At 32.8% G+C, this 22,516-nt stretch carries 29 protein-coding genes and 1 riboswitch; of the genes, 15 read left to right on the forward strand and 14 right to left on the reverse strand.

The genetic code is table 11. The features are described from left to right. Positions 1 to 62 precede the first annotated feature (62 nt). From LQ675_RS14135 to LQ675_RS14185, 10 genes are all read right to left on the reverse strand, one after another. Entirely contained in the window at positions 63 to 1,088 is a 1,026-nt protein-coding gene (locus LQ675_RS14135) for a hypothetical protein (protein ID WP_000234705.1), read from the reverse strand. A gap of 78 nt (positions 1,089 to 1,166) precedes the next feature. Beyond that, positions 1,167 to 2,333: an IS256 family transposase gene (locus LQ675_RS14140; protein WP_000195404.1), complete on the reverse strand. Its 1,167-nt coding sequence runs from the start codon at positions 2,331 to 2,333 to the stop codon at positions 1,167 to 1,169. Between the two features lie 162 nt (positions 2,334 to 2,495). After that, complete coding sequence (locus LQ675_RS14145) at positions 2,496 to 2,996, reverse strand: antirestriction protein ArdA (RefSeq protein WP_000421245.1); 501 nt, start codon at positions 2,994 to 2,996, stop codon at positions 2,496 to 2,498. Between the two features lie 61 nt (positions 2,997 to 3,057). After that, positions 3,058 to 3,819: an abortive infection family protein gene (locus LQ675_RS14150; RefSeq protein ID WP_000494842.1), complete on the reverse strand. Its 762-nt coding sequence runs from the start codon at positions 3,817 to 3,819 to the stop codon at positions 3,058 to 3,060. Positions 3,820 to 3,878: 59 nt separating this feature from the next. Beyond that, positions 3,879 to 4,100, reverse strand: coding sequence for a hypothetical protein (locus LQ675_RS14155; RefSeq protein WP_001009054.1), 222 nt, complete (start codon positions 4,098 to 4,100; stop codon positions 3,879 to 3,881). A 265-nt stretch (positions 4,101 to 4,365) separates the two neighbouring features. Beyond that, positions 4,366 to 5,550 carry a MobT family relaxase gene (gene mobT, locus LQ675_RS14165; protein ID WP_000426691.1) on the reverse strand — a complete coding sequence of 395 codons (1,185 nt, stop codon included), beginning with the start codon at positions 5,548 to 5,550 and terminating at the stop codon, positions 4,366 to 4,368. A 181-nt stretch (positions 5,551 to 5,731) separates the two neighbouring features. Then, entirely contained in the window at positions 5,732 to 7,135 is a 1,404-nt protein-coding gene (locus LQ675_RS14170) for an FtsK/SpoIIIE domain-containing protein (protein WP_001130247.1), read from the reverse strand. A gap of 21 nt (positions 7,136 to 7,156) precedes the next feature. After that, positions 7,157 to 7,930, reverse strand: coding sequence for a Mom family adenine methylcarbamoylation protein (locus LQ675_RS14175; RefSeq protein WP_000185760.1), 774 nt, complete (start codon positions 7,928 to 7,930; stop codon positions 7,157 to 7,159). Positions 7,931 to 7,939: 9 nt separating this feature from the next. After that, on the reverse strand, positions 7,940 to 8,317 hold the full coding sequence (locus LQ675_RS14180) for a YdcP family protein (protein WP_001234189.1): 378 nt from the start codon (positions 8,315 to 8,317) through the stop codon (positions 7,940 to 7,942). Between the two features lie 20 nt (positions 8,318 to 8,337). Continuing rightward, the gene (locus LQ675_RS14185; protein WP_000421280.1) at positions 8,338 to 8,652 is read right to left on the reverse strand and encodes a YdcP family protein; all 315 of its coding nucleotides are present in this window, start codon (positions 8,650 to 8,652) and stop codon (positions 8,338 to 8,340) included. A gap of 430 nt (positions 8,653 to 9,082) precedes the next feature. Between LQ675_RS14185 and LQ675_RS14190 the strand changes: the two genes are divergently transcribed. The 7 genes from LQ675_RS14190 (at position 9,083) to LQ675_RS14220 (ending at position 15,508) form a co-directional block, all read left to right on the forward strand. Continuing rightward, positions 9,083 to 9,403 carry an antibiotic biosynthesis monooxygenase family protein gene (locus LQ675_RS14190; protein WP_037589416.1) on the forward strand — a complete coding sequence of 107 codons (321 nt, stop codon included), beginning with the start codon at positions 9,083 to 9,085 and terminating at the stop codon, positions 9,401 to 9,403. Between the two features lie 189 nt (positions 9,404 to 9,592). After that, positions 9,593 to 10,375, forward strand: a complete 783-nt coding sequence (locus tag LQ675_RS14195; RefSeq protein WP_048540255.1) for a hypothetical protein — start codon at positions 9,593 to 9,595, stop codon at positions 10,373 to 10,375. Positions 10,376 to 10,545: 170 nt separating this feature from the next. Then, positions 10,546 to 11,307 (forward strand): zinc ribbon domain-containing protein, encoded by a 762-nt coding sequence (locus tag LQ675_RS14200; protein ID WP_075578215.1) that lies wholly within the window; start codon positions 10,546 to 10,548, stop codon positions 11,305 to 11,307. Positions 11,308 to 11,317: 10 nt separating this feature from the next. Continuing rightward, entirely contained in the window at positions 11,318 to 12,667 is a 1,350-nt protein-coding gene (locus LQ675_RS14205) for a TcaA NTF2-like domain-containing protein (protein ID WP_107602205.1), read from the forward strand. A 274-nt stretch (positions 12,668 to 12,941) separates the two neighbouring features. Continuing rightward, the gene (gene isaB, locus LQ675_RS14210) at positions 12,942 to 13,520 is read left to right on the forward strand and encodes an immunodominant staphylococcal antigen IsaB family protein (RefSeq protein ID WP_048540256.1); all 579 of its coding nucleotides are present in this window, start codon (positions 12,942 to 12,944) and stop codon (positions 13,518 to 13,520) included. A 138-nt stretch (positions 13,521 to 13,658) separates the two neighbouring features. Then, positions 13,659 to 14,237, forward strand: coding sequence for an ArsR/SmtB family transcription factor (locus LQ675_RS14215; protein ID WP_048540259.1), 579 nt, complete (start codon positions 13,659 to 13,661; stop codon positions 14,235 to 14,237). Further along, positions 14,237 to 15,508 carry an MFS transporter gene (locus LQ675_RS14220; RefSeq protein ID WP_048540261.1) on the forward strand — a complete coding sequence of 424 codons (1,272 nt, stop codon included), beginning with the start codon at positions 14,237 to 14,239 and terminating at the stop codon, positions 15,506 to 15,508. Before LQ675_RS14215 ends, LQ675_RS14220 begins: the two co-directional genes overlap by 1 nt. A 1-nt stretch (position 15,509) precedes the next feature. Here LQ675_RS14220 and LQ675_RS14225 read toward each other — a convergent pair whose 3' ends face one another. After that, positions 15,510 to 16,091, reverse strand: a complete 582-nt coding sequence (locus LQ675_RS14225) for an alpha/beta hydrolase (RefSeq protein WP_048540262.1) — start codon at positions 16,089 to 16,091, stop codon at positions 15,510 to 15,512. A 36-nt stretch (positions 16,092 to 16,127) separates the two neighbouring features. Between LQ675_RS14225 and LQ675_RS14230 the strand changes: the two genes are divergently transcribed. Both LQ675_RS14230 and LQ675_RS14235 read left to right on the forward strand, forming a co-directional pair. Continuing rightward, on the forward strand, positions 16,128 to 17,090 hold the full coding sequence (locus LQ675_RS14230; protein ID WP_239728259.1) for a VOC family protein: 963 nt from the start codon (positions 16,128 to 16,130) through the stop codon (positions 17,088 to 17,090). A gap of 106 nt (positions 17,091 to 17,196) precedes the next feature. Then, positions 17,197 to 17,559 carry a hypothetical protein gene (locus LQ675_RS14235; protein WP_048540265.1) on the forward strand — a complete coding sequence of 121 codons (363 nt, stop codon included), beginning with the start codon at positions 17,197 to 17,199 and terminating at the stop codon, positions 17,557 to 17,559. Between the two features lie 170 nt (positions 17,560 to 17,729). Here the strand turns inward: LQ675_RS14235 and LQ675_RS14240 are convergent, their stop codons facing one another. Then, a complete protein-coding gene (locus tag LQ675_RS14240; RefSeq protein ID WP_048540267.1) occupies positions 17,730 to 18,074 on the reverse strand; it encodes a nuclear transport factor 2 family protein in 345 nt (114 codons plus the stop codon). Positions 18,075 to 18,217: 143 nt separating this feature from the next. Here LQ675_RS14240 and LQ675_RS14245 point away from each other — a divergent pair, with 143 nt between their 5' ends. Together LQ675_RS14245 and LQ675_RS14250 are read left to right on the forward strand one after the other, a co-directional pair. After that, positions 18,218 to 18,400: a hypothetical protein gene (locus tag LQ675_RS14245; protein ID WP_048540269.1), complete on the forward strand. Its 183-nt coding sequence runs from the start codon at positions 18,218 to 18,220 to the stop codon at positions 18,398 to 18,400. Between the two features lie 183 nt (positions 18,401 to 18,583). Then, positions 18,584 to 19,156 carry a helix-turn-helix domain-containing protein gene (locus LQ675_RS14250; RefSeq protein ID WP_207593325.1) on the forward strand — a complete coding sequence of 191 codons (573 nt, stop codon included), beginning with the start codon at positions 18,584 to 18,586 and terminating at the stop codon, positions 19,154 to 19,156. Positions 19,157 to 19,209: 53 nt separating this feature from the next. Here the strand turns inward: LQ675_RS14250 and LQ675_RS14255 are convergent, their stop codons facing one another. Continuing rightward, positions 19,210 to 19,686, reverse strand: a complete 477-nt coding sequence (locus LQ675_RS14255; RefSeq protein ID WP_048540274.1) for an SRPBCC domain-containing protein — start codon at positions 19,684 to 19,686, stop codon at positions 19,210 to 19,212. Positions 19,687 to 19,856: 170 nt separating this feature from the next. Between LQ675_RS14255 and LQ675_RS14260 the strand changes: the two genes are divergently transcribed. Genes LQ675_RS14260 through LQ675_RS14270 form a run of 3 tightly spaced genes read left to right on the forward strand, consistent with a single transcriptional unit; the run spans position 19,857 to position 21,521 of the window. Next, positions 19,857 to 20,180 carry a PadR family transcriptional regulator gene (locus LQ675_RS14260; RefSeq protein WP_239728261.1) on the forward strand — a complete coding sequence of 108 codons (324 nt, stop codon included), beginning with the start codon at positions 19,857 to 19,859 and terminating at the stop codon, positions 20,178 to 20,180. Next, a complete protein-coding gene (locus tag LQ675_RS14265; protein ID WP_048540275.1) occupies positions 20,173 to 20,733 on the forward strand; it encodes a DUF1700 domain-containing protein in 561 nt (186 codons plus the stop codon). Before LQ675_RS14260 ends, LQ675_RS14265 begins: the two co-directional genes overlap by 8 nt. Further along, positions 20,730 to 21,521: a DUF4097 family beta strand repeat-containing protein gene (locus LQ675_RS14270; RefSeq protein WP_048540276.1), complete on the forward strand. Its 792-nt coding sequence runs from the start codon at positions 20,730 to 20,732 to the stop codon at positions 21,519 to 21,521. The genes LQ675_RS14265 and LQ675_RS14270 overlap by 4 nt, the downstream gene beginning before the upstream one ends. Positions 21,522 to 21,570: 49 nt before the next feature. Here LQ675_RS14270 and LQ675_RS14275 read toward each other — a convergent pair whose 3' ends face one another. Next, entirely contained in the window at positions 21,571 to 21,906 is a 336-nt protein-coding gene (locus LQ675_RS14275) for a helix-turn-helix domain-containing protein (protein ID WP_048540278.1), read from the reverse strand. A gap of 138 nt (positions 21,907 to 22,044) precedes the next feature. Then, a riboswitch (guanidine-I (ykkC/yxkD leader) is annotated at positions 22,045 to 22,144 on the forward strand. A 47-nt stretch (positions 22,145 to 22,191) separates the two neighbouring features. Between LQ675_RS14275 and LQ675_RS14280 the strand changes: the two genes are divergently transcribed. Next, a complete protein-coding gene (locus tag LQ675_RS14280; RefSeq protein WP_025906137.1) occupies positions 22,192 to 22,515 on the forward strand; it encodes a DMT family transporter in 324 nt (107 codons plus the stop codon). Position 22,516 lies beyond the last annotated feature (1 nt).

Here is a 22,516-nt window from a genome sequence, read left to right on the forward strand (position 1 = left end):
GTCCTTTCCGTAAAAATAGAAAAAGAGCAATCAAAATAGGTGATTGCTCTATAAAATAATAATTATTTTGTGACTTTTAATTGTTGAAAAATAGTTATTCTGAGTAAATCATCTAAAAGACAGCAGGTATGAAGTAATACCCAATTTAATCTACTGTATTCTGTATAGTCAAAATGAAAGTGTTTCATAAATTTTTGAGCGAATTTTTCTGCTTTTTCGTTAAAACCTTTGAAATCACCATGTCCGATTTTATTTCTCATTTGTCTTAATAATTTTGCTACTTCACTCGAAACCTCTCCATATTTCTTATCAAGATAAGGTATTAGTAATTTGTCAATTTCATTTGTATTCTGATTTGGTTTTAATAATACAAGTTCTAACAAAGTAAAAGTCTTTAAATAATGATTTTGATTATAACTATTATCACTATATATCCCGTTCATAATATAATCTAATTTGTAATAATCGTTTTCCGATTTTAGTATAGAATCAATTCGGTTGCCCATTTTTTTAAGTTCCGTAATGTAGTCGTCTGTAGTCCTGCACCCTTTAAAGTTTGAATCAATTCTAAAACTTAGATTTGATAATATCCTAGTATGCTCTTTAGGATTCATATTACTTGTATAAATGCAGTTCATATGAATACCATTTTGTATATCATGATTTACAAAGTTACTAAAATACATCACTTTTTCAGCGTAATCCTCTTCACAAAAACGACCATCAAAGCAATTGCTTGTCCAATCAAAAAAAGGCATATCCTGATATTCATAGTCAAAGAATAGACATATCATATTATCAACAAGGCATTGAAGACATGACTCAATAGAATCTAAATTATATTTTGTATAGTCTTCAACATTGGCGTGAACGATTTCTTTCAAATAAGATATAGAATATTCTGTTTGAAATGTTTTACCATACCTTTTCAAATTATCTGCCATGTCAACTTTTTGTTGTCGAATTTCTTGTAACATGTCTTCTATAATGCTTTCCTTCCAGTCATCAGAAACATTAGATATATATAGTTTCAATTTATCTGACAATTTTATTTTTGTTATTTTCCCATAAACATCTATTATTACCAATTGAACAATCCTCCTTAAAGTCAAGTCCATAAAATTGTGTAAAATACAGTACACTGTTTTAAAGCTTTAACCTATAGGTTAAAATTGAATATATTTTCTGGTAGAGCTTAGCCAGTCTTCGTGACGGTCAATAAGAACTGCACCGATTAAACGATTGGCAGAGGCGTGATTCGGAAAGATTCGGATAACTTTTTCTCTGCGTCTGACTTCTTCATTTAACCGTTCAAGAAGATTCGTGCTTTTTAATCTCGATTGACCTTTACCGACAACGGCGTATTGAAAGGCATCTTCGAATCCTTCATCTAGTTTTTCACAGGCTTTATGGTATTTTGATTGTTCGCTATAGGCACTTACTATAGTATTTTTAGCCTTGCGAGCCGTTTCAATATCCGTAAATTTGAAGAGTGCTTTGACTTCTTCTCTGAAAGGTTTTGAATCTTTCTTAGGGATACAATTGAGGATATTACGCATAAAGTGAACCTGGCATCGTTGCCATGAAGCGTTTGTAAATGACTTCTTGATGGCTTTGACTAAGCCTTTGTGGGCATCGGAAATGACCATTTCCACTTCACTTAACCCTCTGGTTTTGAGGTAGTCGAAGAAGAGAGACCAAGTTTCGTCACTTTCTTCATCTTGAATCATAAAGCCAATAATCTCACGCTCTCCATCTTCTGATATGCCAATCGCTATATGGCAGCTTTTAGATACGACACGATGATTCTCTCTGATTTTGATGTAGATAACATCTGTCATAACATAAGGGAAAGACCTGTCTGATAGAAAACGATTTTGCCATTCAGAGACCATAGGGTCTAACTGGGCAGTTAAACTGGAGACAAAGGATTTAGAGACTGATTTACCGCATAGTTCTTCAACGATTTGAGAGACTTTACGTGTAGAGACACCAGAAATATACATCTCTAACATAGAGGCTAACAAAGCCTTCTCATTGCGTTGATACCGCTCAAATACAGTCGGTGCAAATTCACCGTCGCGTGTTCGGGGAACTTTCAACTCAAGAGAGCCAATACGAGTCGTTAATTCTCTTTCATAATAGCCGTTGCGTTGGCTTCTTCGATCGTCTGATCGTTCATAGTTTGTGGCTTGAATATAATCTGTTCGCTGCTCGTCCATCAACTGATTAAATACAGTTTGTAAAATTTGTTTAGCCGCATTATCTTTGACCGACTGGTCAATTAAACTTTGAATATCTTCTGTTTCCAGTGTAAAATGTACTTGGGTCATATGATTGCCTCCTGGGTATGTTTTTAGTGGTTAAAAACATTGTACCGTAAAGAGGCGTTCATATGGCCTTTTTGCTTTTACACAATTATATGGACTTTATCCTCCTTAATTCAGAACGTATAAAATTATTATAGCAGTATTGCTAGTTTAGAGTAATCCATGTTAATTAGAATACTCAAATACTCCATGAGAGGTGATAAGATAATTTCCCTCTATTTCCATATCACGTCCCAAAGCTTGATAATCAATATAATTTTGTAAATTAGAAGGTACTTCACCAAGTTGTCCTGTTTCTTCCACATAATAACGGGCGACATCTTCCATAGAATCACATTCACTATAACAATGAATATTCTCTTTGTTTTCCAGTAATTCTTCCAAGCTACTAAACCACATGCCTTGAATTTCTTTGAGTTCATTATAAATAGGTGTACCTTCGATTTCTTGAATGGCTTCACATAGACGGTTGATTTCACTAATTGGCGTGTATTCGTCCACATCAAAAGGAAGCTCAAAATCATGTATGGCGTATTCTTCGTAGTTCTCATTTAAACCGATTCTTTCTGCCATTTCTTCCTCATCAATTGGTGGAGTAAACCATGATCCAACTAATTCACCTTCATTATACCGTCCCAAATTTGCCACATAGACTTTCAATTCCAATTCTTATCACATCCTTTTTATAAAATATAGTCAAAAAAAAAGTAGCAATCAGTTAATGACGCTACTTATCAAGGTATCCGCTAATATAATCTGTAACTGTACTTGAAATACCTATTATTAGTTTTGCTTCTCTCTTTCCAATAATATTTGTATTAGGATGTGCAAGTGAATGCCTATTTCTTGCTTCATTAAGAGAGCTAATCATTCCATTTGATGACCTTATCGTTGTCTTCACTATATCAGCAAGTTCAGTAGGTTGAATTTCTTTTTCAATTAATTGTTGTATCCTACTATATAATTTAGATAGATTTTCGTCTCTAGGAACTGTAATTTCATATTTTTTTAGTATTTCAATTAAATATCCATGAAAAGCAGTGTGAACTCTGTCAAAGGCACGTTGATATTCACCATTACTCATGAAAGACTCAGCGTCTTCAATAGCTTGTGAAATCACATCACTAATTTTCAACTGACTAAAGTTAATTACTTCGTAATTCTCTGGAAGTGGTACTAAAATAGTATCCACTAATACATTATCACCTTGTTTATCATATATGGAGCTTGCTGTCTGGGTAAGCAAATCTTTATGACTTTCAAAAAAGTCTAAATCATCAAAAGGAGCTCTTATTTTAAGATAGGTGCAAAGCGTATTCCAATCCCTTTTGTATCCTTTATAATAAGTAAACTCGTTAGTCTCATCTAAAGTTACCTCTGATATTTTCATTTTAGAAACAATCTCGTTACCTCCTTCATAATAATTTGAAGAGCTCTTTCTTTCTAATGTTTTAATTAAAAGAGATTTAAATTGATCATTTGTAAACATATTCATGGATCCTTTCATAACAAAATATATACTTCCTATTTTATCATGAAAAATATCTGTTAAGCACCAATGATTCGGTTAAATAAGTTTAATAACACATCTTTCACGCCAGCTGCATTGAACACAAGTCCGACGGCGATTAAAGCAATAATCAAAAAGCCAATAAGTTTTGAAAATTCTCGTTTAAAACCTAAAAACAGTCCAATGACGACAATCGCTAACAATACCAATGACTGTGCATTATCCAAGAACCAGTTGTACAAATTCTGCCCAAAATTCATGTGATTGTCCTCCTTTCCTTAAGATATTTTTCTCGATAGTAGATATAGCTTTTTACACGCTTTAATAATTGAAAAGGAGTTAAATGCTCTCCATAAACAGTTATTCGACTGGTATAATTCTTATAAAAGCTCACTTTGTAAAAATCATAGGTATAGATGGTATCACCAGCTTGCCGTTTTCCCTCAATAATGAGAGACGTATATTTCCCTGTATTTTGTATATACGCTTGAAACCCTAACTTCTTTAATTCTTCTGTTAAGAGGCTCATGTAATCAAATCCTCCATGCCTAGATGTTGTTGTTCAATTAATTTCTCATGTTTTTCTGTCAGTTTGGCTTCATGAATCATGGTGGAAATAATGGTTGTACCGTTGAGAATATCTAAAATGCTTGCGACTTTTAATGTAGGGGCGACTTGATGATGTAACCAGTTCAATGTTCGTTCAAAAGAATAAGGTTCTGGCTGTATGGTTAGGCGTAATGCTCCACGATTTTTGCCGATAAACCATTCCCAGCGTTCATTGGTTTGCCAATCACTCCGTCGCTTGGTTTCGTCCTTATCGGCAAAGCGAATATAACGATTGATAATCTCAAACGCTGTTTTTTCTGCATTTTGATGTTCCAACAAATCTTTCATGGCTTGAGTGGCTCTGTCGTTTTTCAAACGAATTTCAAAGCGATTCTTTATTTCTGCGTCTTCTAAGGCAATATCATTTTTCACGTATTGCTCATAATCTTTCTCATATATACAGAAATAGACTTCGCTTTTTAATGAGCCAATATAAAGGGTGTTTCCCATGTCTGGTTTTTCATCACGGTGAACCAATTCACCACTGCGATAATTTTTAAAGCTCCGAAAGACGGAAATACATTCTTCCTGTTTACATTTCTTTGCCAATTCTGGAATATTCAAAATCCCTGTTTTATCGTTGATGGCTAAATCCAAGCGTTTGAAAATACCTTTATGTTCCATGCAATCTTGAAAGAAACCATACCAGCTCCGATGTTGAGCCAATAGAAAGTTTTCAAATTGCCGACAGCCTTTTCCTTTCAGTTCTAATAAAACCCCTTTACTTACATCATGAGAGACTAGGACAACAATATCACCGAAACGATAGTGTTCGGGATAAGAATAATAGCCAAAGTCTTCGTGTAGCATATAATCCATATTCAAGCGTAAAACCTCACCGATAATTTGAGACACATCATTGGTAGGGAATCGAATCCGTACATAGTCGAATAACATCTCCAATGGGTTATCGGGATTGAAGCGTTCCAAAGCGTTCAGTAAATCTTCTTTCACCTGTTGAGTAGGGACTGCCTTGCCTGTTTCAATATCCGATAGGTAAGGTCTGGTAATATGAGAAGCAACCGCCAGTTTATTTTGAGAAACGCCATAAGCCAGTCGCTTTTCTTTCAATTCCTTAATCCAAATTTTTTCGTTTTCCATTCGCAAACCTCCAATCTAAAAAAGATGTAAACTATGACCCTTGAGTTTACATCTTTCCTATTTTCCGCAATTCCTTGTACCATCAACATTGGTTGATGAGAATTGCCTGTTTTCAGTTGTATTTGTGCCCCCCTGTTAGGTAGAGGGGGCTAAAGGATTGGCGTGGCTAACGCCACACCAATCAAAGCAAGTCTGAACCTGTACCTTTCACTTCGTGCGGTACAGGCTCAGATTGCTTTTTTTGAATGACTTTTCCTATTTCTCCTAAGAAATCATACCTTTTTGGTACAAGGGGTGTATAAAACTCACTAATCACACTTTTTCCTGTATCCACATAACCTCTTCCCTTGATGGGTTTTAAGAAAAATTGTTTTTGTGTATCGCTTCCAAACATCATACCGAAGCCCATTTCAGACATACGACCCAAAGCCACACGGAAGTTAAAGTTATCTCGAATACCATCACTAAAATATTTTGCGTCTGGACGCTGACAGGCAAGAATTAAAAAGAAGCCTGCTTGTCGTCCGAGCATAACAATTTGTTTGAGTTTATTCATAACTTGTGCACTATCACGACCTAACATATCCATCATCGCCACATATTCATCAAAAATCAGGAAGTTCGCAGGTAGACCAAGATACGCATAATTTTCTCCTGTTTTGTAGTTCGGGTGTTGCTTCATGGTTTCACTACGGGCAATCATATCGTCGTAAAATTGACTAATACATGCCAGCATATCGTCTTTACGGTAATAGACATTATCTATGACCGCTCCTAAGTCTGCCAAATCAGCATTTTTAGGGTCGAGAATATAAAGCTTCGCATTTGTATGCAGGAGAGATTCAATCAATGTGAGAATAAAATAGGATTTTCCACTACCCGTGCCCCCAGCAATTAACATGTGAGGGAGAGAATCAAACTCCCAATAGACCGATTCCATCAATTTGACACGTCCATCTTGAGCTACCACATCTTCAATGCCAATTCGATTGCCAATGGTGTCATAAAGTAGAACATACTCTACATAAGAATCTTTCAACGTTTTTTCCACTAATTCACAATACAAGCCTGTTTCTAGTTTGTTTTCTAAGTGCAAGAGCTGATCTTGATATTTCCCTAAAGTGATTTCTACATGAATATGGATCAGTCCATCTTTCATTCGGTAATACATTTTAGGAAAATGGCGGATTCGTTGTTTGGTTTTCTTGCTGGATAAGTCTTTAAAGAATCCCTCTGATTGAGTTTCTTCGGCTTCATACCAATGGTTTTCTAAAATCATACGAGCTAACTTTTGACGGTGCTCTAACTGTTTTATAGAATCTATGCGATAGTGATAATAGAGCCAGCTGATGAGTCCGCATACAAAAAAAGCAGTGAGAATACTGCTCCAAAAGTATGGCGTATGCAGTTGATAGAAAAATGTATCTAACTGAACTGTTTGCCAATTCACCGATTGTAACGTTCTCCAATGAAAAGGGAGTAGAACGACTAGAAAAACTATCAGCAATGAAATCAGCACAAAATGATAGACCAAGTCCTTATCGTTGGCTTTGATTCGCTTTCCTCTGTCATGAAGCAATGGCATAAAAATCCTCCTTTCCATCTATCAAAATAATTGTGTATTGTAGATACGAGCCTGTTTATCAAAAGTTGGTTGAGAAATGGCTTCATATTTCCGATAAGCGATTCGCTTTTCAAAGCGTAAATCTTTTTCTTTCGGATAATAATGACGTCGATAGAGCGTGTGTCCTAACAGTTTTTTCGCTTCTTTTGTCAACGGATAGAGATAGCGAAACATGCGTCCATTGATTTTCTCAATCCCTTTGTATTCGCAAAATGCCTGGGAAAGCCAATGCTTTTTCTCTACCTGTTCAAAACGAGCATTTTCCTCTAATAAAAGGCGAGCACTTCGAGGGTGTATCTTTTCCCATGACTGTTTATCACGATAGACACTTGTCTTGAAATACCCGCAGTAAAAGAAGTTGGACGCTTGATAGACATAGCCACATTTTCCCTCAATTCCATCTGCCAATGTATATAAAAAATGACAGTCCGTATGTTCTTTCAACCACTTAATTAGAGCTGAAAGAGCTTGACTGCCAAAATAATTGGTTTGATTCATTTCTGGAAGAAAACACATCTTTCCAATTTCTAAATAATCTGTGGTTTGAAGGGAACTGTCGGGAAAGAGTTTGCGTATGGTTTGTAGGGGTTGCGTACCCCAGCCTAATTCCACAACGCCTAATAATTTTTCTTCTGAAAAAATCCCTAGAAAGTATTTACACAATCTAGGGAGTATCTTTGAATAATGGTATTGCCGAATAAAAGAAATGGCTTCATCTTTCGGAATTTCTTTCAAAATCAATGGTGTGTTTGTCATAAGCAACACCTATTTTTCACTTTCGGACGCTTCTTTTTTATATTTCTGATGAGGTTTTGTCTGTCCTTTTAATACAAGATCGTCTGCTTTCACGTACCAATCAACGTCTGCCCCTCGAAAAGTAGCCGTCGCTACGGTATCTGCCACAGGATTGATTAATTCCACTTCTGCGTTGTAGTCAAATTCTTTCAAAGGAACAGAAGCGGGGATACTGACTTGTATCATGCGTCCTTGTCCTTTTGATTTTAAGTCATAGGTACGTTCTTTAATTTCTTCGGAAACCGAACCATCTTCATTTTGAATACGAACCTCACGACGTAAAGCGGAAAATTTCAATGTGCCAAATGTCTGGTCTTTTTCAATCACAATACCTTCTGCTAATCTCATATTTTTTCACCTTTCCTTTCTTAAGCTTTCACCATATCGTCTGCGTGCATAATGTAATTGGTAAATCCTCTATTGCCAATTTTATAACCTTCTGCGGTAATACGTGGGTTGATGAGTCTGACTTTTTCGTCGGATTCAAAATGTTTCTCGCCAGCTTCGGAGGGAAGAATGACAACAATATCATCTGCTCGTTGAATCGTTGAGTATAAATTGTAGCTACGAGAGAGAATAGTTGGTCTGCCATTGACTCGACGTTGTTCAATATTCCCTTCACCAGCATATTCTAATTGACCAAATGTTTTTTCCATATTGGGAATGACATATTTTAATTCCATAAGTGTATCGTTCCTTTCTCACATAAAATATTTTTGGCTTACTTTATTCATTTAAAAATTTGTTAGTATCACAACCTTTCAAAGCATAAAAAATAGACGCTCATTATGAACGTCTATCATTTAAATGAATATTGAGTTTAGAATTCCATTTCGAATTTAATCAGGTCTGCTTAGGTGCAAATACTGCACTTTTATTGCACTTTTTATTTTTTTAAATATAATTTATTCGATTTTATACGTTTCCAAAATCCTTGATATTACAGCATTTTCGCTTATATGCCATACCCTTAAAACAGAGTGGGAGTAAGATAATTAAACACCCCTTTAGCCTTAACGGTTAGAGGGGTGTTTATATTTTCATAAAGCGTTTCATATGTTTGTAATTTTTAATTTTGATATATTGGAATATATAGACAAGGAGGCGTTATGAATGTTCGTTGCACAAGCAATTTTTTCTACTAAAGATGAGGCATCTAAGGCTATATTAGATAATAAAGCTAGTCATGCTAAACAAGATTTTGAAGGTTTTGAGGGCTTTATTGATGCTCAAGTTTGGAAGTCTGAAACGGGAAGTAAGTTAGAATATGCAATTGTTTCTAAATGGAATGATAAGAAAGATTTTCAAGCTTGGATTTCTAGACCTTCTCATGTTGAAGAGCATAAAAACATGAGTAAAGAAAAGAAAGAAAACGAAGAAGCGAAAGTTTCAAAAATCGAAAAGCAAATTAAAAAATACGAACTTGTAGATTAATAAGTAAGTTATTTTAAGGAGCTTATAAAATAAAAATCACGAGTGATTTTAGGTGGATATTCATCTTTAGTCACTCGTGATTTTTTTGTAGAAGTCATACTTATAACTGTAAATTTTTGTATAATATAAGAGAACTTAAGTATATAAATAAATTCCTAAGTTATGAATTGAAACGCTTATTAGGAGGGATTGGCGATTAAAAGGTTAATCGTATTATTTTGTATATTCATCGTAGTTGTGGTCAGTGTGATGTTGTTTATATCAAATGAAAGAGATAATGATCGTGATGTTCGGAATTTTACTTCTAAAAATGGAACGGAAGGTGAATATTTAATTTATCCTGTTAAGGACGCTAAGGGGATATTAGTGTGGTTACATGGTGATGGTGCTTATGAGTTTCATCATCCTGATTCAGAAGTCTATTTAGCTGGGAAAGATGGCATCCGTCAAGTTGCTAAAGAAAAAGGGTTAACTTTAGTTGTACCGAAGTCTGTTAACGATGAAGAACAATGGTGGAAGAATGGAGAAGCAAATGTGCAATATTTAGTTGAATTGATTTCTTCTTTACCAAATCATGAAAAATTATGGATAGGCAGCTTTTCAGGTGGTGCAGAAACAACAGCATATTGGATGTTAGATAAATTACCAGAACTAAATGTTCAATCTGGCGGCGCTATAATGTTTGGTGGAGGAGGCTCTCCAAAGAAAGAAGGGATTGCCACTCATATAGAAAAGTCACAACATGTTAAAGGATCATTTCCATTAACATGGATTGTTGGAGAAAATGATCACGTAGGTGGAAAAACTGAAGATGACCCATTTGATGCTTTCGCTACAAGTAAAGAAGGTGAAGCATTCTATGCTCAAGAAGGTTGGGTAACAAAGAGGGTTGTCTTAAAACATTATAGTCACATATTGGCGAATGGAGAAGTCGGACTGTATGGGAAATATTTAAGAGAATATATTGATTGAAAATTACTAATTCATATTAAATATTTATTAGTTTCTAGAGTTTATATATAACTAAAGCTGTATTACTTAAAATTAATATTATGAATTTTTTGATTTATTTGAATTTACCATCTTAATTTTAATTTATTTATGCTAAAATTATATATAAATATATATAAGGAGTGTTTAATATGAATTGTCCTAAATGTGGTTCACCTGTTATGCAAGATGATAGATTCTGTGGTGAATGTGGTGAAAAATTAATTCAGTCTAATGGAAACACGACTGCAGTAGAATCAACTAACAATGAAAAAGTTGAAAAGTTTAAGAGTTCTTTAAATACATATAAAAATGAAACTTTAAATGAGAGTAAAGGTTTCTTTAAGAATATTTTCGCAAATTTAGATCAAGAGATCTCAAGTACACACACATATAGTTATAAATTTATAGCTTCTTTAGTAGGTGCAGGTATTCTATTGCTATTAATTTTCTTGTTAATTATAGTACCTGCAGATATAAGCTTTTTTGGACCATCTAAATCAAGTATTGTTTTCAGTGTTTTATTTTCAATCATTTTCAGTTTAGCACTGTTATTTGGTATAAATTTAGGTATTGTTAAACTGTTGAATACGAATATTAGCGTGCATAAACTATTATCAGACTTTGTTTCATTTAATTTATTTTCAACAGGATTTTTCTTTGTTGGATTATTATTTGTGCTCATTAAAGTGCCGAGCTTCGCAGCGATATTAATCTTGTTAAGTATTTTATTATTTGTAGTATCTCCTATCTACTTAATGACGAACTATAGTAATCAATTTAACTTCCGTTTTCAAGTGGTGTACGGCATTCTTATTTACTTTGTTGTTGCATCGATTATATTACGTATATTAGTAGAAAAATCAATTTCGGATTCTCTAGATATAGTTAATTCGTTATTGACTGATTATTAGGAGGTAAGTCATGAAATATTGCAAAAATTGCGGGAATAAACTTTCTGATGGACAAAAGGTATGTACAAATTGTGGTACGCCTGTAGCTCAAGGAAATCAAACGAATCAGAATGTTGAACATAAGAAAATGAATAAAAAACCACTGATTATTATAGCAATCATAGCATTACTATTAATATTAGTATTTGCCGTTTATAAAGTCATCGAATCACAACTATCTCCTGTTAATGAAGCTGAAGAAATTGCTTCAGATATTAAAAAAGGAAATACTAAATCTTTAAAAAATCATTTGAAATTCAATAATCGTGATTTAAGCCAAACAGAAAGTAGAGCCTTTTATGATTATGTAGTAGAAGCGGATAGTTCAGATAGATTTGCTGATGAGGTTGAAAGCCAAGTGAAAGATATGAAAGATAGTGATGCGGAAAGTACTTCTATAAGTGCTGGAGAACAGCCTGTTATTCAAGTTAAGAAAAATGGTAAGAAATATGGCATCTTTGATAATTATGAATTTGAAGTTGTAAAAGAAAGTGTTTCAATACAATCAGATTCAGATAGTACAATTACGTATGACTACAATGGTAAAAAGAAAAATATCAAATTATCTAAAGATAACGATAAAGTATTTGCAACACTGCCTATAGGTAATTATCATTTAGATGCTACTAAGGCAATTGATGATAAGAAATTTAAAGGTGAAGTTATAGTTAACATGGTAGATTCATCAGAAGTTATAGAGAATTTCAAGCAGAAAAATGTTAAAGTAAATATCGACTCAGAGTATAGTTATGGCGAGGAAGATGTAGATATTTATATCAATGGAAAGAAACGAGGTACTTATCAAACATATGACGAAACAACATACGGCCCGTTCTTACCAGATGAAAAAGTAGCCATATATGCACAAACTAAAGTAAATGGTAAAGTATTTAAAACAAAAACTGTTAATGTTACGAAAGCTGATGACGGTGAAGATGAAATAACGGTGGATCTTTCGTTTGATGATGATGCAATCAAAGATTATAAAGAAAATGAAGAATTAAAAGACGATGTACAAACATTTATGGAAGATTATACTGATGCATTAAATGAAGCATATGAGGAAGAAGACTACATGTATGTATCTAGTTATATTAAGAGTAGTTCAGATACAGCAGATCATATAGAAAATGTTGTTGAAGAAGGCGGTAGTACAGAGTTCTCTACACCTAAAGTGACAAAGTATGATAAAAAAGGTGACACCATTACAATTGAAACAGAAAAGAAAGACCAAAATGGTAAAAGTATTAAATCTAAATACGTATTAGATTATGATTCAACATTCTCTGACTTTAAAATTAAAGATTATACAGATATCTAATTTAATCAATAGAGTTTAGAATCTAAGGCATTAGTATTGTCTTAGATTCTTTTTCTATATTTTATATATAAGAATATAGCACTATTTTCACTTGAAATTATATATATGTATTGTATCATGGAGGTGAATAATTACACTCAAGAAATTTTAATATAAATTTGAGGGGGTGATAATTATAAAGCTAAGGTTTGGAGATTGTCATAGTTGCGTTGATTGAATGTTTAAACGAGAAGTTATCGCAAGTAAGTACTCAAAATTTAAGGAGTGATTGATTATGCGTAAAGTAAGTAAAGTACTTTCAGCAACGGTCGTCTTATCAACACTTGTAGTAGGGTCTTCAGCGGTGCCTATAACAGGTAGTAGTTCAGATGTTCAAGCAGCAGAAAAAGTTCAAGAATGGGGTCATGGTGAAGGTGGAAGCGGTGTTAGTACAGAAAGTACTGCAGATACACAATCGCAAATACCATGGTATAACTATGAAGGCTATACAACATATGATCCAACATTTACATTAGATTATAATTTTGTTCGTGCAATGAAATATGATAATTTTACGCTCAATGGCTATAAAGCAAATCCAAAAGCTAACCAAAACCATGCTTATACAGTAGATTCTTATGGTTCTCAAATAGATTTTAATGAGAAAGATCAAGTTATTCAAATGGAATTCAATACAAAACCACACGCAGTCACTAAAGCACAATTTAAAAAAGCGCACGCATCAAATGATAGTACAGCAGAAGGAAAATTTGAAGATGGTAGTACATTCATACCTTATAATACAAATAACGGCGCTTATAAAGCCTACTTTGATAAAGATGGTTATTTAACACATATCCGTATTGGTCAATAGTGTATGATGATGTGACTGATTATATATAAAGAATAGACAATCCTCTAAACTTTTGGTTTAGAGGATTGTTTTAATTCGATTGATTTATTTTTATTAATCGGTTAAAATAAATTAACCGTAAATAGAAGGAGAGATTTCATGCAATCAAATCGATTTGAAATAAATACATTCGAGGAACTGAAGTGTATATCTGATCAACTACGAATGAAAATATCTATGCTATTGATAGAACGAGAAATGACTGCAACGGAAATTGGGAAACATTTGAATATTCCAAAGGCTAAGATATTTTACCATTTGAAAGAACTTGAGAAATATGGAATGGTGAAAATCAATCGTACAGAGGTTAAAGGAAGTAATGTTTACAAATATTATGTAGCAACTCATAACGGATTTAAAGTGAATCCACAACTATTAAATGAATATCGAGATGAAGTGTCAGATTCAACAAAAGATATGGTAACTTCACAGATTAATCGAACAATTGATGTGTTAAATCAATATGGTTTAATCATGGATGATGAACAGTTAATATCAAAGACTGTACAAGCGAAGTGGTCTCAGAATCAGTTCGATACATTTAAGCAAAAACTTGATGCATTAATTGATGAAGTAGATCAACAATCCAATGATGAAGATAAATCATATTATTATTTGAATATAATTGGATTTGAAATGAGAGATAAAGTCTTTAATCGTGAGGAGAATGATGATTAATGAGAGCACTCTTAAAACATACTGACTTTATGCAACTCATTTTTGGACGAATATTAACCAATACTGCAGATAGTATTTATTTTATTACGACTATGTGGTTAATTTATGATATAACAAAAAGCTCTGCACTTACAGGGCTTTTAAGTAGTTTGATATTAGTACCGAAATGTTTACAGATGTTTTATGGGCCAATTATTGATCATTTCAGTTTGAAGAAAATTTTGATACATTCTCAAACAGTTCAAGCAGTCTTAGTGGGTATAATAGCTATTCTCCTATTCTTTCACTATGAAAATGCTATACTTATTATCATTCTTGTGGTGGCAGCAGCAATGGTAGGTGAAATTTCTTATCCTATTAGTAATAAGCTAGTGCCAGTGTTATTACCTAAAGATAAAATTGTGTCAGGTAACGCAATGATGTCATTTTCTAATCAAAGTATGGATTTAGTATTAAATACAGTCATTACGATATTGATTTCTTTAGTCAGTATATATACGTTATACGTTATGAATACAATTATTTTTATAAGCGCAGCAGTTATATATGCGATGATAAAAGTTCAATCCCAAAAATCTACTGGTAGTACATTGGATTTTAAAACATATATGAAATCATTAAGTGAAGGTTTATATACAGTGAGACATTCATTATTGTGGATATTCCAGATTGGCGCATTTGCAGTTAACTTTGGAATTGGCATGGTTTATACAGCACTACCTGTTTTATCTCACTACCTTAATCAACCAATATATTATGGATTGTTTTTATCTGCTATATCATTAGGTATGGTATTATCAACGCTAGTTGTTGGATATGTTAAGAAATATCCATTTGGTAAATTGATGGTAGTAACTTTTATTTTATCAGGTGTTTTTCTATTGTTAGGTTTTGTAACACCTATTTATATATTTATTATTTTGTTTGGCTTAAGTTGGCTATCTGTAGGATTGGCGAATATTTTATTCCTGTCAGCTGGCCAAGCAATCATACCAGAGTACATCTTAGGAAGAATAACTTCAATTACAAGTAGTTTAGGTGTCATTGGTTTACCTTTAGGAAGTCTAATAGGTGGGTTTTTACTAGAATTAATGAACCCAATTGCTTTAATCAGTATAACAGGTTGCTTTTTTATTGTTTTGGGGATTATTTGGCTAGTGCATCCAAAACTTAATAAACTAAGACCTATTGATTTATTAACTTTGGATGATTTTGAAATAAGTGTAGATAATAAGAATATTGATATAAAAAACGATGCTCTAGGAAGTTAAATTAGAGCATCGTTTTAATATGTTCAATTTCTGGTTCTTCTAGTTCGTGGGCGCCGTCGAGTAGTTCGAATTGAACGTTTTTAAATAATGGTTTAAGTTGTTCTGATAGTGCTTTTACTTTGCCAGGTATTGTTAAATAATCATTTGAACCTGTCGTAATAATGACGGATGTTTCTTTATAAGTTTCTGTAATATGATAGTCGAGGTCTGATGGGTGCAGTAATAAGATTTGATCAACTTTAATAAGGTGTTGTTCCAGTAATCCTAATATGAAATTCGCACCGTTTGAATAACCTAAAAATATGACTTCTTCATAATCATGTTCTTCGATAAATGTATTCCAAAAATCTATAAAAGATTTCGTTTGTTGCTCGAAGTCATGTCGGTCTAATGTGTTGTTCTGAAGCGGTGCAAAGAAACGTCTTTCTTGCCCTTCGCCAACACTACCTTGTAAGCTTAAAATGTTAGCTTCAGGGTTTAATATACTTGAAAAAGGAAGAAGTTGGTATTGATTGCCACCTGTTCCATGAAAAAGTACAATTAAAGTATTGCTATTCGGATTTTCTTGTAAGAAATATTCCATTATATCTCCTCCATTAATGTGAAAGGGCTGTTGTTTATGAATCACAATTCAATTATACATCATGTATCTATTATAAATCATGATGCAGAAGAATCATTCAATTTTTATCGTAATATATTAGGTCTCAATTTACTAATGAAGACTGTTAATCAAGAGAACTATGAAATGTATCATGTTTTCTTTGCTGATAAATATGGACGACCAGGTACAGAAGTGACGCTTTTTGAAATGAAAGAAGGTAAAGATAATCAGTTTGGTTCAAATGCATTTGATCGATTACTTTTTAAAGTGCCTTCTGTAGAATCGTTAAAATATTGGGAAGCACGGTTTGATGAATATGAAATATGCCACTATGGTATTGAAGTTTACACTGACCGTAGTCTAATTCGTTTTGAAGGACCGGATAATACGCCACTCGGTTTAATCGTCATTTCTGATCAAGAAAATGTCCATCAATTTAATACAGATGAAGAAAGTACCGTGCCAGTAGAATATCAAATACTTGGTCTAGATTCTATACATGCACGTGTCAGATATCCTAAAGCAAGTATAGAACATTTCCAACAATTATATAATTGGACATCAGCAGGTCAGCAGACATTCTTTGATACAGATTTAACTGTTGAGATTTTGCATAATCATAATCAAGATATGTATCATGAAATACATTTTATTTATGACACATTTAATCCACTTGAAGATCAAGGATTTGGCGGTATACATCACGTTGCTATTTCAGCTGAAGACGAAGGTGAATTGCAAGAAGTTGAAACAGCTTTAGATAAATTAAATATGGACCATTCCCCGATTAAAAATCGAGGATTCTTTAAATCAATTTACTATAGAGATCCAAATCAATTGCTATTTGAAGTTGCGACTTTAAAGCTTAATATGAAAGAAATTGCCTTTGAAGACAAAGCATTTCAAGACATCCCGTTATACTTACCAGAACATTTAGAAGAGAAACGCGCATATATAGAAAATCAATTACAAAAATAGAATTGAGTAAAATAAGGTATTTTATATAATACAAGTATTTGAAATACGATATATATAACCATATAATATAATTAACATTGAATATTATATTTGAGGGTTGATATTTATGAATACGATTATTAAAAATATTAAACAAAGACCTAAGCAATTTATATTATGTGTAGCGATTCCATGTTTATGGCCATTACTACTATTATGGGATAATATAAAAATAGAGTCATTTATAATAATAGGAATCGGAATGTCAATCATGGTATTTGTCAATTTCAATATGAATGCGTCTCATGAAGTATTAGGTGAAGAACTTAACCAAATCATAAAAAAGCATGGCATTTCAAAAGAACACTTGTTTGAAATAACAGGATTAACAAAGTATGAAGTAACAGAAAAAGACCATCAATTTGAGTTTCATGTTTCACCAGGAAGAAAGAAAAAGTATTTAAATATGTTGAAAGAATATTATGAGTAAATAATAAAACCAGCAAAAATTACACATGACTTGTGAATTTTTGCTGGTTCTTTTTTGTGGAATAAATCAAGTGCACGTTAGGTGTAAGCAAGTCCAAGCGCACGAAGACTGAGAGATATCGTGCGCAAGGGTACAAAATCAGTGAGTAACGCACGAAGACTATATAATACTTACTTATTCTCTATACAATATGACTGTATTTTTATAATCTTATCTTCACTAAATGTGTATATGTCACATGCATCTATCTTGTTTATTTGGATGCTATCTTTATAAAAATAACCAGTACCTATAACGACAATTTGGTGGACACTTTTAATCGTATCGTGAATTTCAAATTGTGTTGTTACGGTTTCAAAATAATGTGAGACTTGTGTGCAATAATTTGCAACTTCTTCATAACCTTTCAATGTTGTATCGCCAACAATATGCCATTCGATATCTTGATCTAAATAAGCATTACATTTATCAAAATGTCCTGTAGAAAAACTTTCTGCAACTGATGAGTTAGACAATGAAGTTCACCTCATTTTAGATAAATTATATCAATCAGAGTGTAAAATAACAATTTGGAGGCAGAATATTGTCGAAATTGTTACAATATTTTATAATAATTACAAATATTAACATTCTTGTTATGTGAAAGGGGGCGGTCAACATGCACTTTATTGTCACATTAATTGCTGCATTAGTAGTTGGCATATACACGTATAAGAAGAAAGTTCCTGTTAATGCTAAGACATTGTTGTTTACTATGGCTTTTGTAATAATGTTGCTAGCATTATCAGATTTCTTTGCAGGAATATTAGAGGGTATTCAAGACGCAAGGAATAATAGATAACGTAATATATTAAAGAAGCTTACACGGTTTTTAAAGTGTAAGCTTCTTTTTATAAACCCTTTCATATCAACGATGCAAAATATCTTTGGCAATGTTTTTTCAGGATTTTTAATGCAATGACAACGATGTTTGATACACTGTTTTTGAATCTTTTATTAAGGTGATGACAAGGAGGACATCAATATGAATTTAAGTAAGCAAATTATTCATTTGAGAAAAGAATATAACTTATCTCAAGAAGATCTAGCTGAAAAAGTCTTTGTGAGTAGGCAGTCTATTTCTAATTGGGAAAGGGGTAAGAGTTACCCCGATATTGAATCTTTATTGCTACTTAGTAATATATTTGATGTCTCCTTAGATCATTTAGTAAAAGGAGATGTAAACATGATGAAAAGAGAAATGGATAGAAAAGTATTTGATAAGTGGACTTGGTTAATGATGACCTTTATGGGACTTGCTGCTATTCTACTTATACCGAGTATGATGTTAATGGGCATGTATGGATTGGTTGTACCTTTTGTTCTTTGGTTAATCGGTATGTACTTTGCTTATAAAGTAGATGAATTTAAAGAAGTCCATAATATTAAAGCATATAGTCAAATTATGGACTATATGAATGGTAAAGATGTAAAAACAATTCGTGAAAGAACAAAGAAAGATAAATTTAAAGATAGAGTCGTTGCTATTGTAACGCCAATTATATTCGCACTTATCGCATTTATAATTGCTTATTATGGCATGAAATTAATAGATTGATCAAAAATAATGCCAAATCACATGATTGCTCATGTGGTTTGGCTTTTTTTACTCTAATTTAAGTTTAAAGCTTGTTTTATTTCGTCGGTCTTTGACTTAAAATCAAATGCATCTTTCGATAATGGTTGTCCTGTTTCGGCTAATTTTTTTACACTTTGTATTTGAAAATACCAGCCTGTAAAATCATTCGCAATGGTTTCGAAGGTGAATGGTAACGATTCTTTAAATGTTAACGTTACAGTGTCCCCATTTTCTTCTAATGAAAAATCTACATGACCTTGGTCCCAGTCATATCCAATATGATCATTTGGATGATAGTCTGTAATCTTCGCATATTCATATTCATTATTACCAAGGTCGAAGATTAATTGACTACCTGCTCGTTCTTCTTCAAAAGATAATTCAGGAAACCATTGTTTAATACCTTCAGTCGTTCCTAAAAGTTTGAATACATGTGACTTATGTGAATGTATGGATACATCAATCGTTTGATGAGCGTGCGTTTCGTCAGTTCTGTAATTTACGTTCATTCTAATCCCCCTTACTGTTAGTTGTACTTAATATACCAACAATTTATCCAAATATAAAAAATTTATAGCATAGTATAATTTAGTACCTTGCAATGTATAATAGTGTATGTTATATTTTCATCAAGAGCTATTATACATTGTATAGTACTGGGTTAAGTGGAGGAAAAAATATGAATATACAATTTAAAAAAGGCGCACTTGAATTTATTGTATTGCTTATTATTAAAGGCGAAGATCAATACGGTTATTCATTAATTCAAAAAATCACACCTAGAATCACCATTTCTGAAGGAACGGTTTATCCTTTGTTAAGACGTCTCGTAAAAGAAGCATATTTAACAACATATTATGAGCCATCTACTAAAGGACCAGCTAGAAAGTATTATAAGATCACAGATTCTGGTAATGAGCGATTAGAACAGTTGTTAAAAGAATGGCAAAGTTTCACAGATGCGGTGAATTTGTTTTTAGAGGAGAGTGAAAGTAATGAGTAAGAAAGAATACTTAAATTTGTTAAGTAAGTATTTAAAGAATATATCTGAGGAAGATAAGCAAGATATTCTAGCTGAATATGAAACGCATTTTATAAGTGGTGTTGAAGACGGGCAAACAGAAGAGGATATTGCTAAAGAACTTGGTCATCCGAGAGATATTGCCAAGGAAATAAATGCAACTTTAGCGATAGATAGAGCAGAATCTCATCATAAAGTAGGTAACGTGTGGCAAGCGATTATATCTGTAATGGGACTAGGTTTATTAAATTTCTTTGTTATTTTAATTCCTTTTGTCATTATTATTTCGGTGCTATTTAGTTTTATGGCGACAACTCTATCTTTACTCGTTACGCCAGCGATGTTGATTGTAAAGGGTGTCTATAATGGCTTTGATGCAGTTCACCAATTAGATGTATATATTGTGTTAGCCAGCTTTGGTTTAGGGCTCGTGCTGTTTGTGGTTACTTACTTATTAACTAAATGGTCATATCAATTAACGGTTAAGTATTTACGTTGGAATATTTCTATCGTGAAAGGAAGTGCTAAATCATGAAGAAATTATTATGGATTTTATTTAGTCTAGGACTTGCTATATTTATCGTATTTGGTACACTTACATTTGCTGTCGGGAAAAAAGAAGCAGATAATACGAAACGAGAAACGATCTTAAATAAGACTTATCAAGAAAAAATTAAACATATAAATGTTAACGCATCAGATGCCGCTGTAACCATCAAAAAAGGCGATCAATTTAAAGTGACATCTGTAGGGAATAAAGATGAATTTGATATAACTTCTAAAGTAGAAGACGAAACATTAAACGTCAATTTAAAAGAACAAAATTTGATGATTAATTTTAATTTCTTTAAGAATGCATATAATGAAATTGAAATAACTGTACCTAAAAATCTTGAACAACTGGATATAAAGACAGACACAGGTAAAATTAATATGCACGATATTAAATCTGATAACACATCTTTAGTTGTAGATACGGGCATGATAAATGTTAATGGTTCAGATTTAGGGAATTTTGAAGCATATTCAGATACAGGAAAAATTTTAACTAATAAGACGAACTTCAAGAATGGAAAAATTCAAAGTGATACAGGAACAGTTAGATTAAATGATGCACCAACCGATACACCATTAGACATTGAAACAGATACAGGGTCTGTGAGATTGGTTTATAATAAAGCATTGAAAAATACGTTACTAGATATTGAACAAGATGTAGGTAATACACAAATTAACCGCAATGAATTAAAGAATAAAAAAGTAGGTTCAGGGGATAACTTAGTCAAAATTAGAAGTGATGTTGGTTCTGTTCAAATAGATTAATAATAAAACGCTAACGATTGATTCGTTAGCGTTTTATTTAATTTAAACGTTATGATTTTTGAGATATTTCTTGTATATATGCTAATGCTTGTCTTTTTTTCTCTTTGCTTAAACCACGTAATAATTGAATGGCATCATTAATAATTTGTGAATCTTCTTCATCTTCGTATGCTTCTGGTACGTTTACCCAGCCCATAATATAAGCGGGTGTTGTAGACAGTGCGATTGATAATTTTTCAACTACTGAAGGTGTTAATTTAGATGTTTGACCAGTTTCATATCTGGAAATGGTCGACTGATTGACGTTAATCAGTTTAGCTAATTTATACGTGCTAAATCCGAGTTCTTCTCTTCTTTGTTTAATTCGATATCCTGTTTGATTCAATGCTTTCACCTCAATCACTTCAAATGACGATCTATTAATTCTATTATATCTGATTTGAGTTGTGATTTGTAATTTTCAGATACGAATGATACTTTATTGACCAATAAATATTCATTTGCTATAATTCGAACTAATCGAATAAAAGCTTTCTAGGGTTCCGTAACCGAGTGGTTAGTCTGGACCGAGAGAAAGCCGCAAGTTGATACTTGTGACACGGAGGGATAAAAGCCTGGGAGACTTATTAAATAAGTTTCCCGGGCTTTTTAATTTAAGGAGGAAATGTAAATGAACTGGATAAAAATTATCATTGGCGCAATATTTGAAGTTGGTTGGGTAGTCGGCTTAACACATGCAAATAATACATTTGAATGGATTCTGACAGTTATCGCGATTGTCGTAAGTTTCTATTTATTAATTAATGCATCTAAATATCTGCCAGTAGGTACTTCGTATGCTGTATATGTTGGGTTAGGTGCGACGGGTGTAACCATTGTGGATTTCGCATTATTTGGTGAACCTGTTGTTATCGGAAAAGTTATTTTAATCGTGACGTTAATTATAGGTGTCATTGGCTTGAAACTTGTAACACGTGAAGAGGAGGGTGCATAAC

The sequence above is a fragment of the Mammaliicoccus sp. D-M19 genome (assembly GCF_022386695.1).
GTDB lineage: Bacteria > Bacillota > Bacilli > Staphylococcales > Staphylococcaceae > Mammaliicoccus > Mammaliicoccus sciuri.

Coding starts and splice junctions, on each gene's coding strand:
- LQ675_RS14140 (WP_000195404.1), bottom strand. CDS start 2,333: ATGACCCAAGTACATTTTACACTGGAAACAGAAGATATTCAAAGTTTA.
- LQ675_RS14150 (WP_000494842.1), bottom strand. CDS start 3,819: ATGTTTACAAATGATCAATTTAAATCTCTTTTAATTAAAACATTAGAA.
- LQ675_RS14155 (WP_001009054.1), bottom strand. CDS start 4,100: ATGAATTTTGGGCAGAATTTGTACAACTGGTTCTTGGATAATGCACAG.
- mobT (WP_000426691.1), bottom strand. CDS start 5,550: ATGGAAAACGAAAAAATTTGGATTAAGGAATTGAAAGAAAAGCGACTG.
- LQ675_RS14170 (WP_001130247.1), bottom strand. CDS start 7,135: ATGCCATTGCTTCATGACAGAGGAAAGCGAATCAAAGCCAACGATAAG.
- LQ675_RS14175 (WP_000185760.1), bottom strand. CDS start 7,930: ATGACAAACACACCATTGATTTTGAAAGAAATTCCGAAAGATGAAGCC.
- LQ675_RS14180 (WP_001234189.1), bottom strand. CDS start 8,317: ATGAGATTAGCAGAAGGTATTGTGATTGAAAAAGACCAGACATTTGGC.
- LQ675_RS14185 (WP_000421280.1), bottom strand. CDS start 8,652: ATGGAATTAAAATATGTCATTCCCAATATGGAAAAAACATTTGGTCAA.
- LQ675_RS14190 (WP_037589416.1), top strand. CDS start 9,083: ATGTTCGTTGCACAAGCAATTTTTTCTACTAAAGATGAGGCATCTAAG.
- LQ675_RS14200 (WP_075578215.1), top strand. CDS start 10,546: ATGAATTGTCCTAAATGTGGTTCACCTGTTATGCAAGATGATAGATTC.
- LQ675_RS14205 (WP_107602205.1), top strand. CDS start 11,318: ATGAAATATTGCAAAAATTGCGGGAATAAACTTTCTGATGGACAAAAG.
- isaB (WP_048540256.1), top strand. CDS start 12,942: ATGCGTAAAGTAAGTAAAGTACTTTCAGCAACGGTCGTCTTATCAACA.
- LQ675_RS14215 (WP_048540259.1), top strand. CDS start 13,659: ATGCAATCAAATCGATTTGAAATAAATACATTCGAGGAACTGAAGTGT.
- LQ675_RS14220 (WP_048540261.1), top strand. CDS start 14,237: ATGAGAGCACTCTTAAAACATACTGACTTTATGCAACTCATTTTTGGA.
- LQ675_RS14225 (WP_048540262.1), bottom strand. CDS start 16,091: ATGGAATATTTCTTACAAGAAAATCCGAATAGCAATACTTTAATTGTA.
- LQ675_RS14230 (WP_239728259.1), top strand. CDS start 16,128: ATGAATCACAATTCAATTATACATCATGTATCTATTATAAATCATGAT.
- LQ675_RS14235 (WP_048540265.1), top strand. CDS start 17,197: ATGAATACGATTATTAAAAATATTAAACAAAGACCTAAGCAATTTATA.
- LQ675_RS14245 (WP_048540269.1), top strand. CDS start 18,218: ATGCACTTTATTGTCACATTAATTGCTGCATTAGTAGTTGGCATATAC.
- LQ675_RS14250 (WP_207593325.1), top strand. CDS start 18,584: ATGAATTTAAGTAAGCAAATTATTCATTTGAGAAAAGAATATAACTTA.
- LQ675_RS14255 (WP_048540274.1), bottom strand. CDS start 19,686: ATGAACGTAAATTACAGAACTGACGAAACGCACGCTCATCAAACGATT.
- LQ675_RS14260 (WP_239728261.1), top strand. CDS start 19,857: ATGAATATACAATTTAAAAAAGGCGCACTTGAATTTATTGTATTGCTT.
- LQ675_RS14265 (WP_048540275.1), top strand. CDS start 20,173: ATGAGTAAGAAAGAATACTTAAATTTGTTAAGTAAGTATTTAAAGAAT.
- LQ675_RS14270 (WP_048540276.1), top strand. CDS start 20,730: ATGAAGAAATTATTATGGATTTTATTTAGTCTAGGACTTGCTATATTT.
- LQ675_RS14280 (WP_025906137.1), top strand. CDS start 22,192: ATGAACTGGATAAAAATTATCATTGGCGCAATATTTGAAGTTGGTTGG.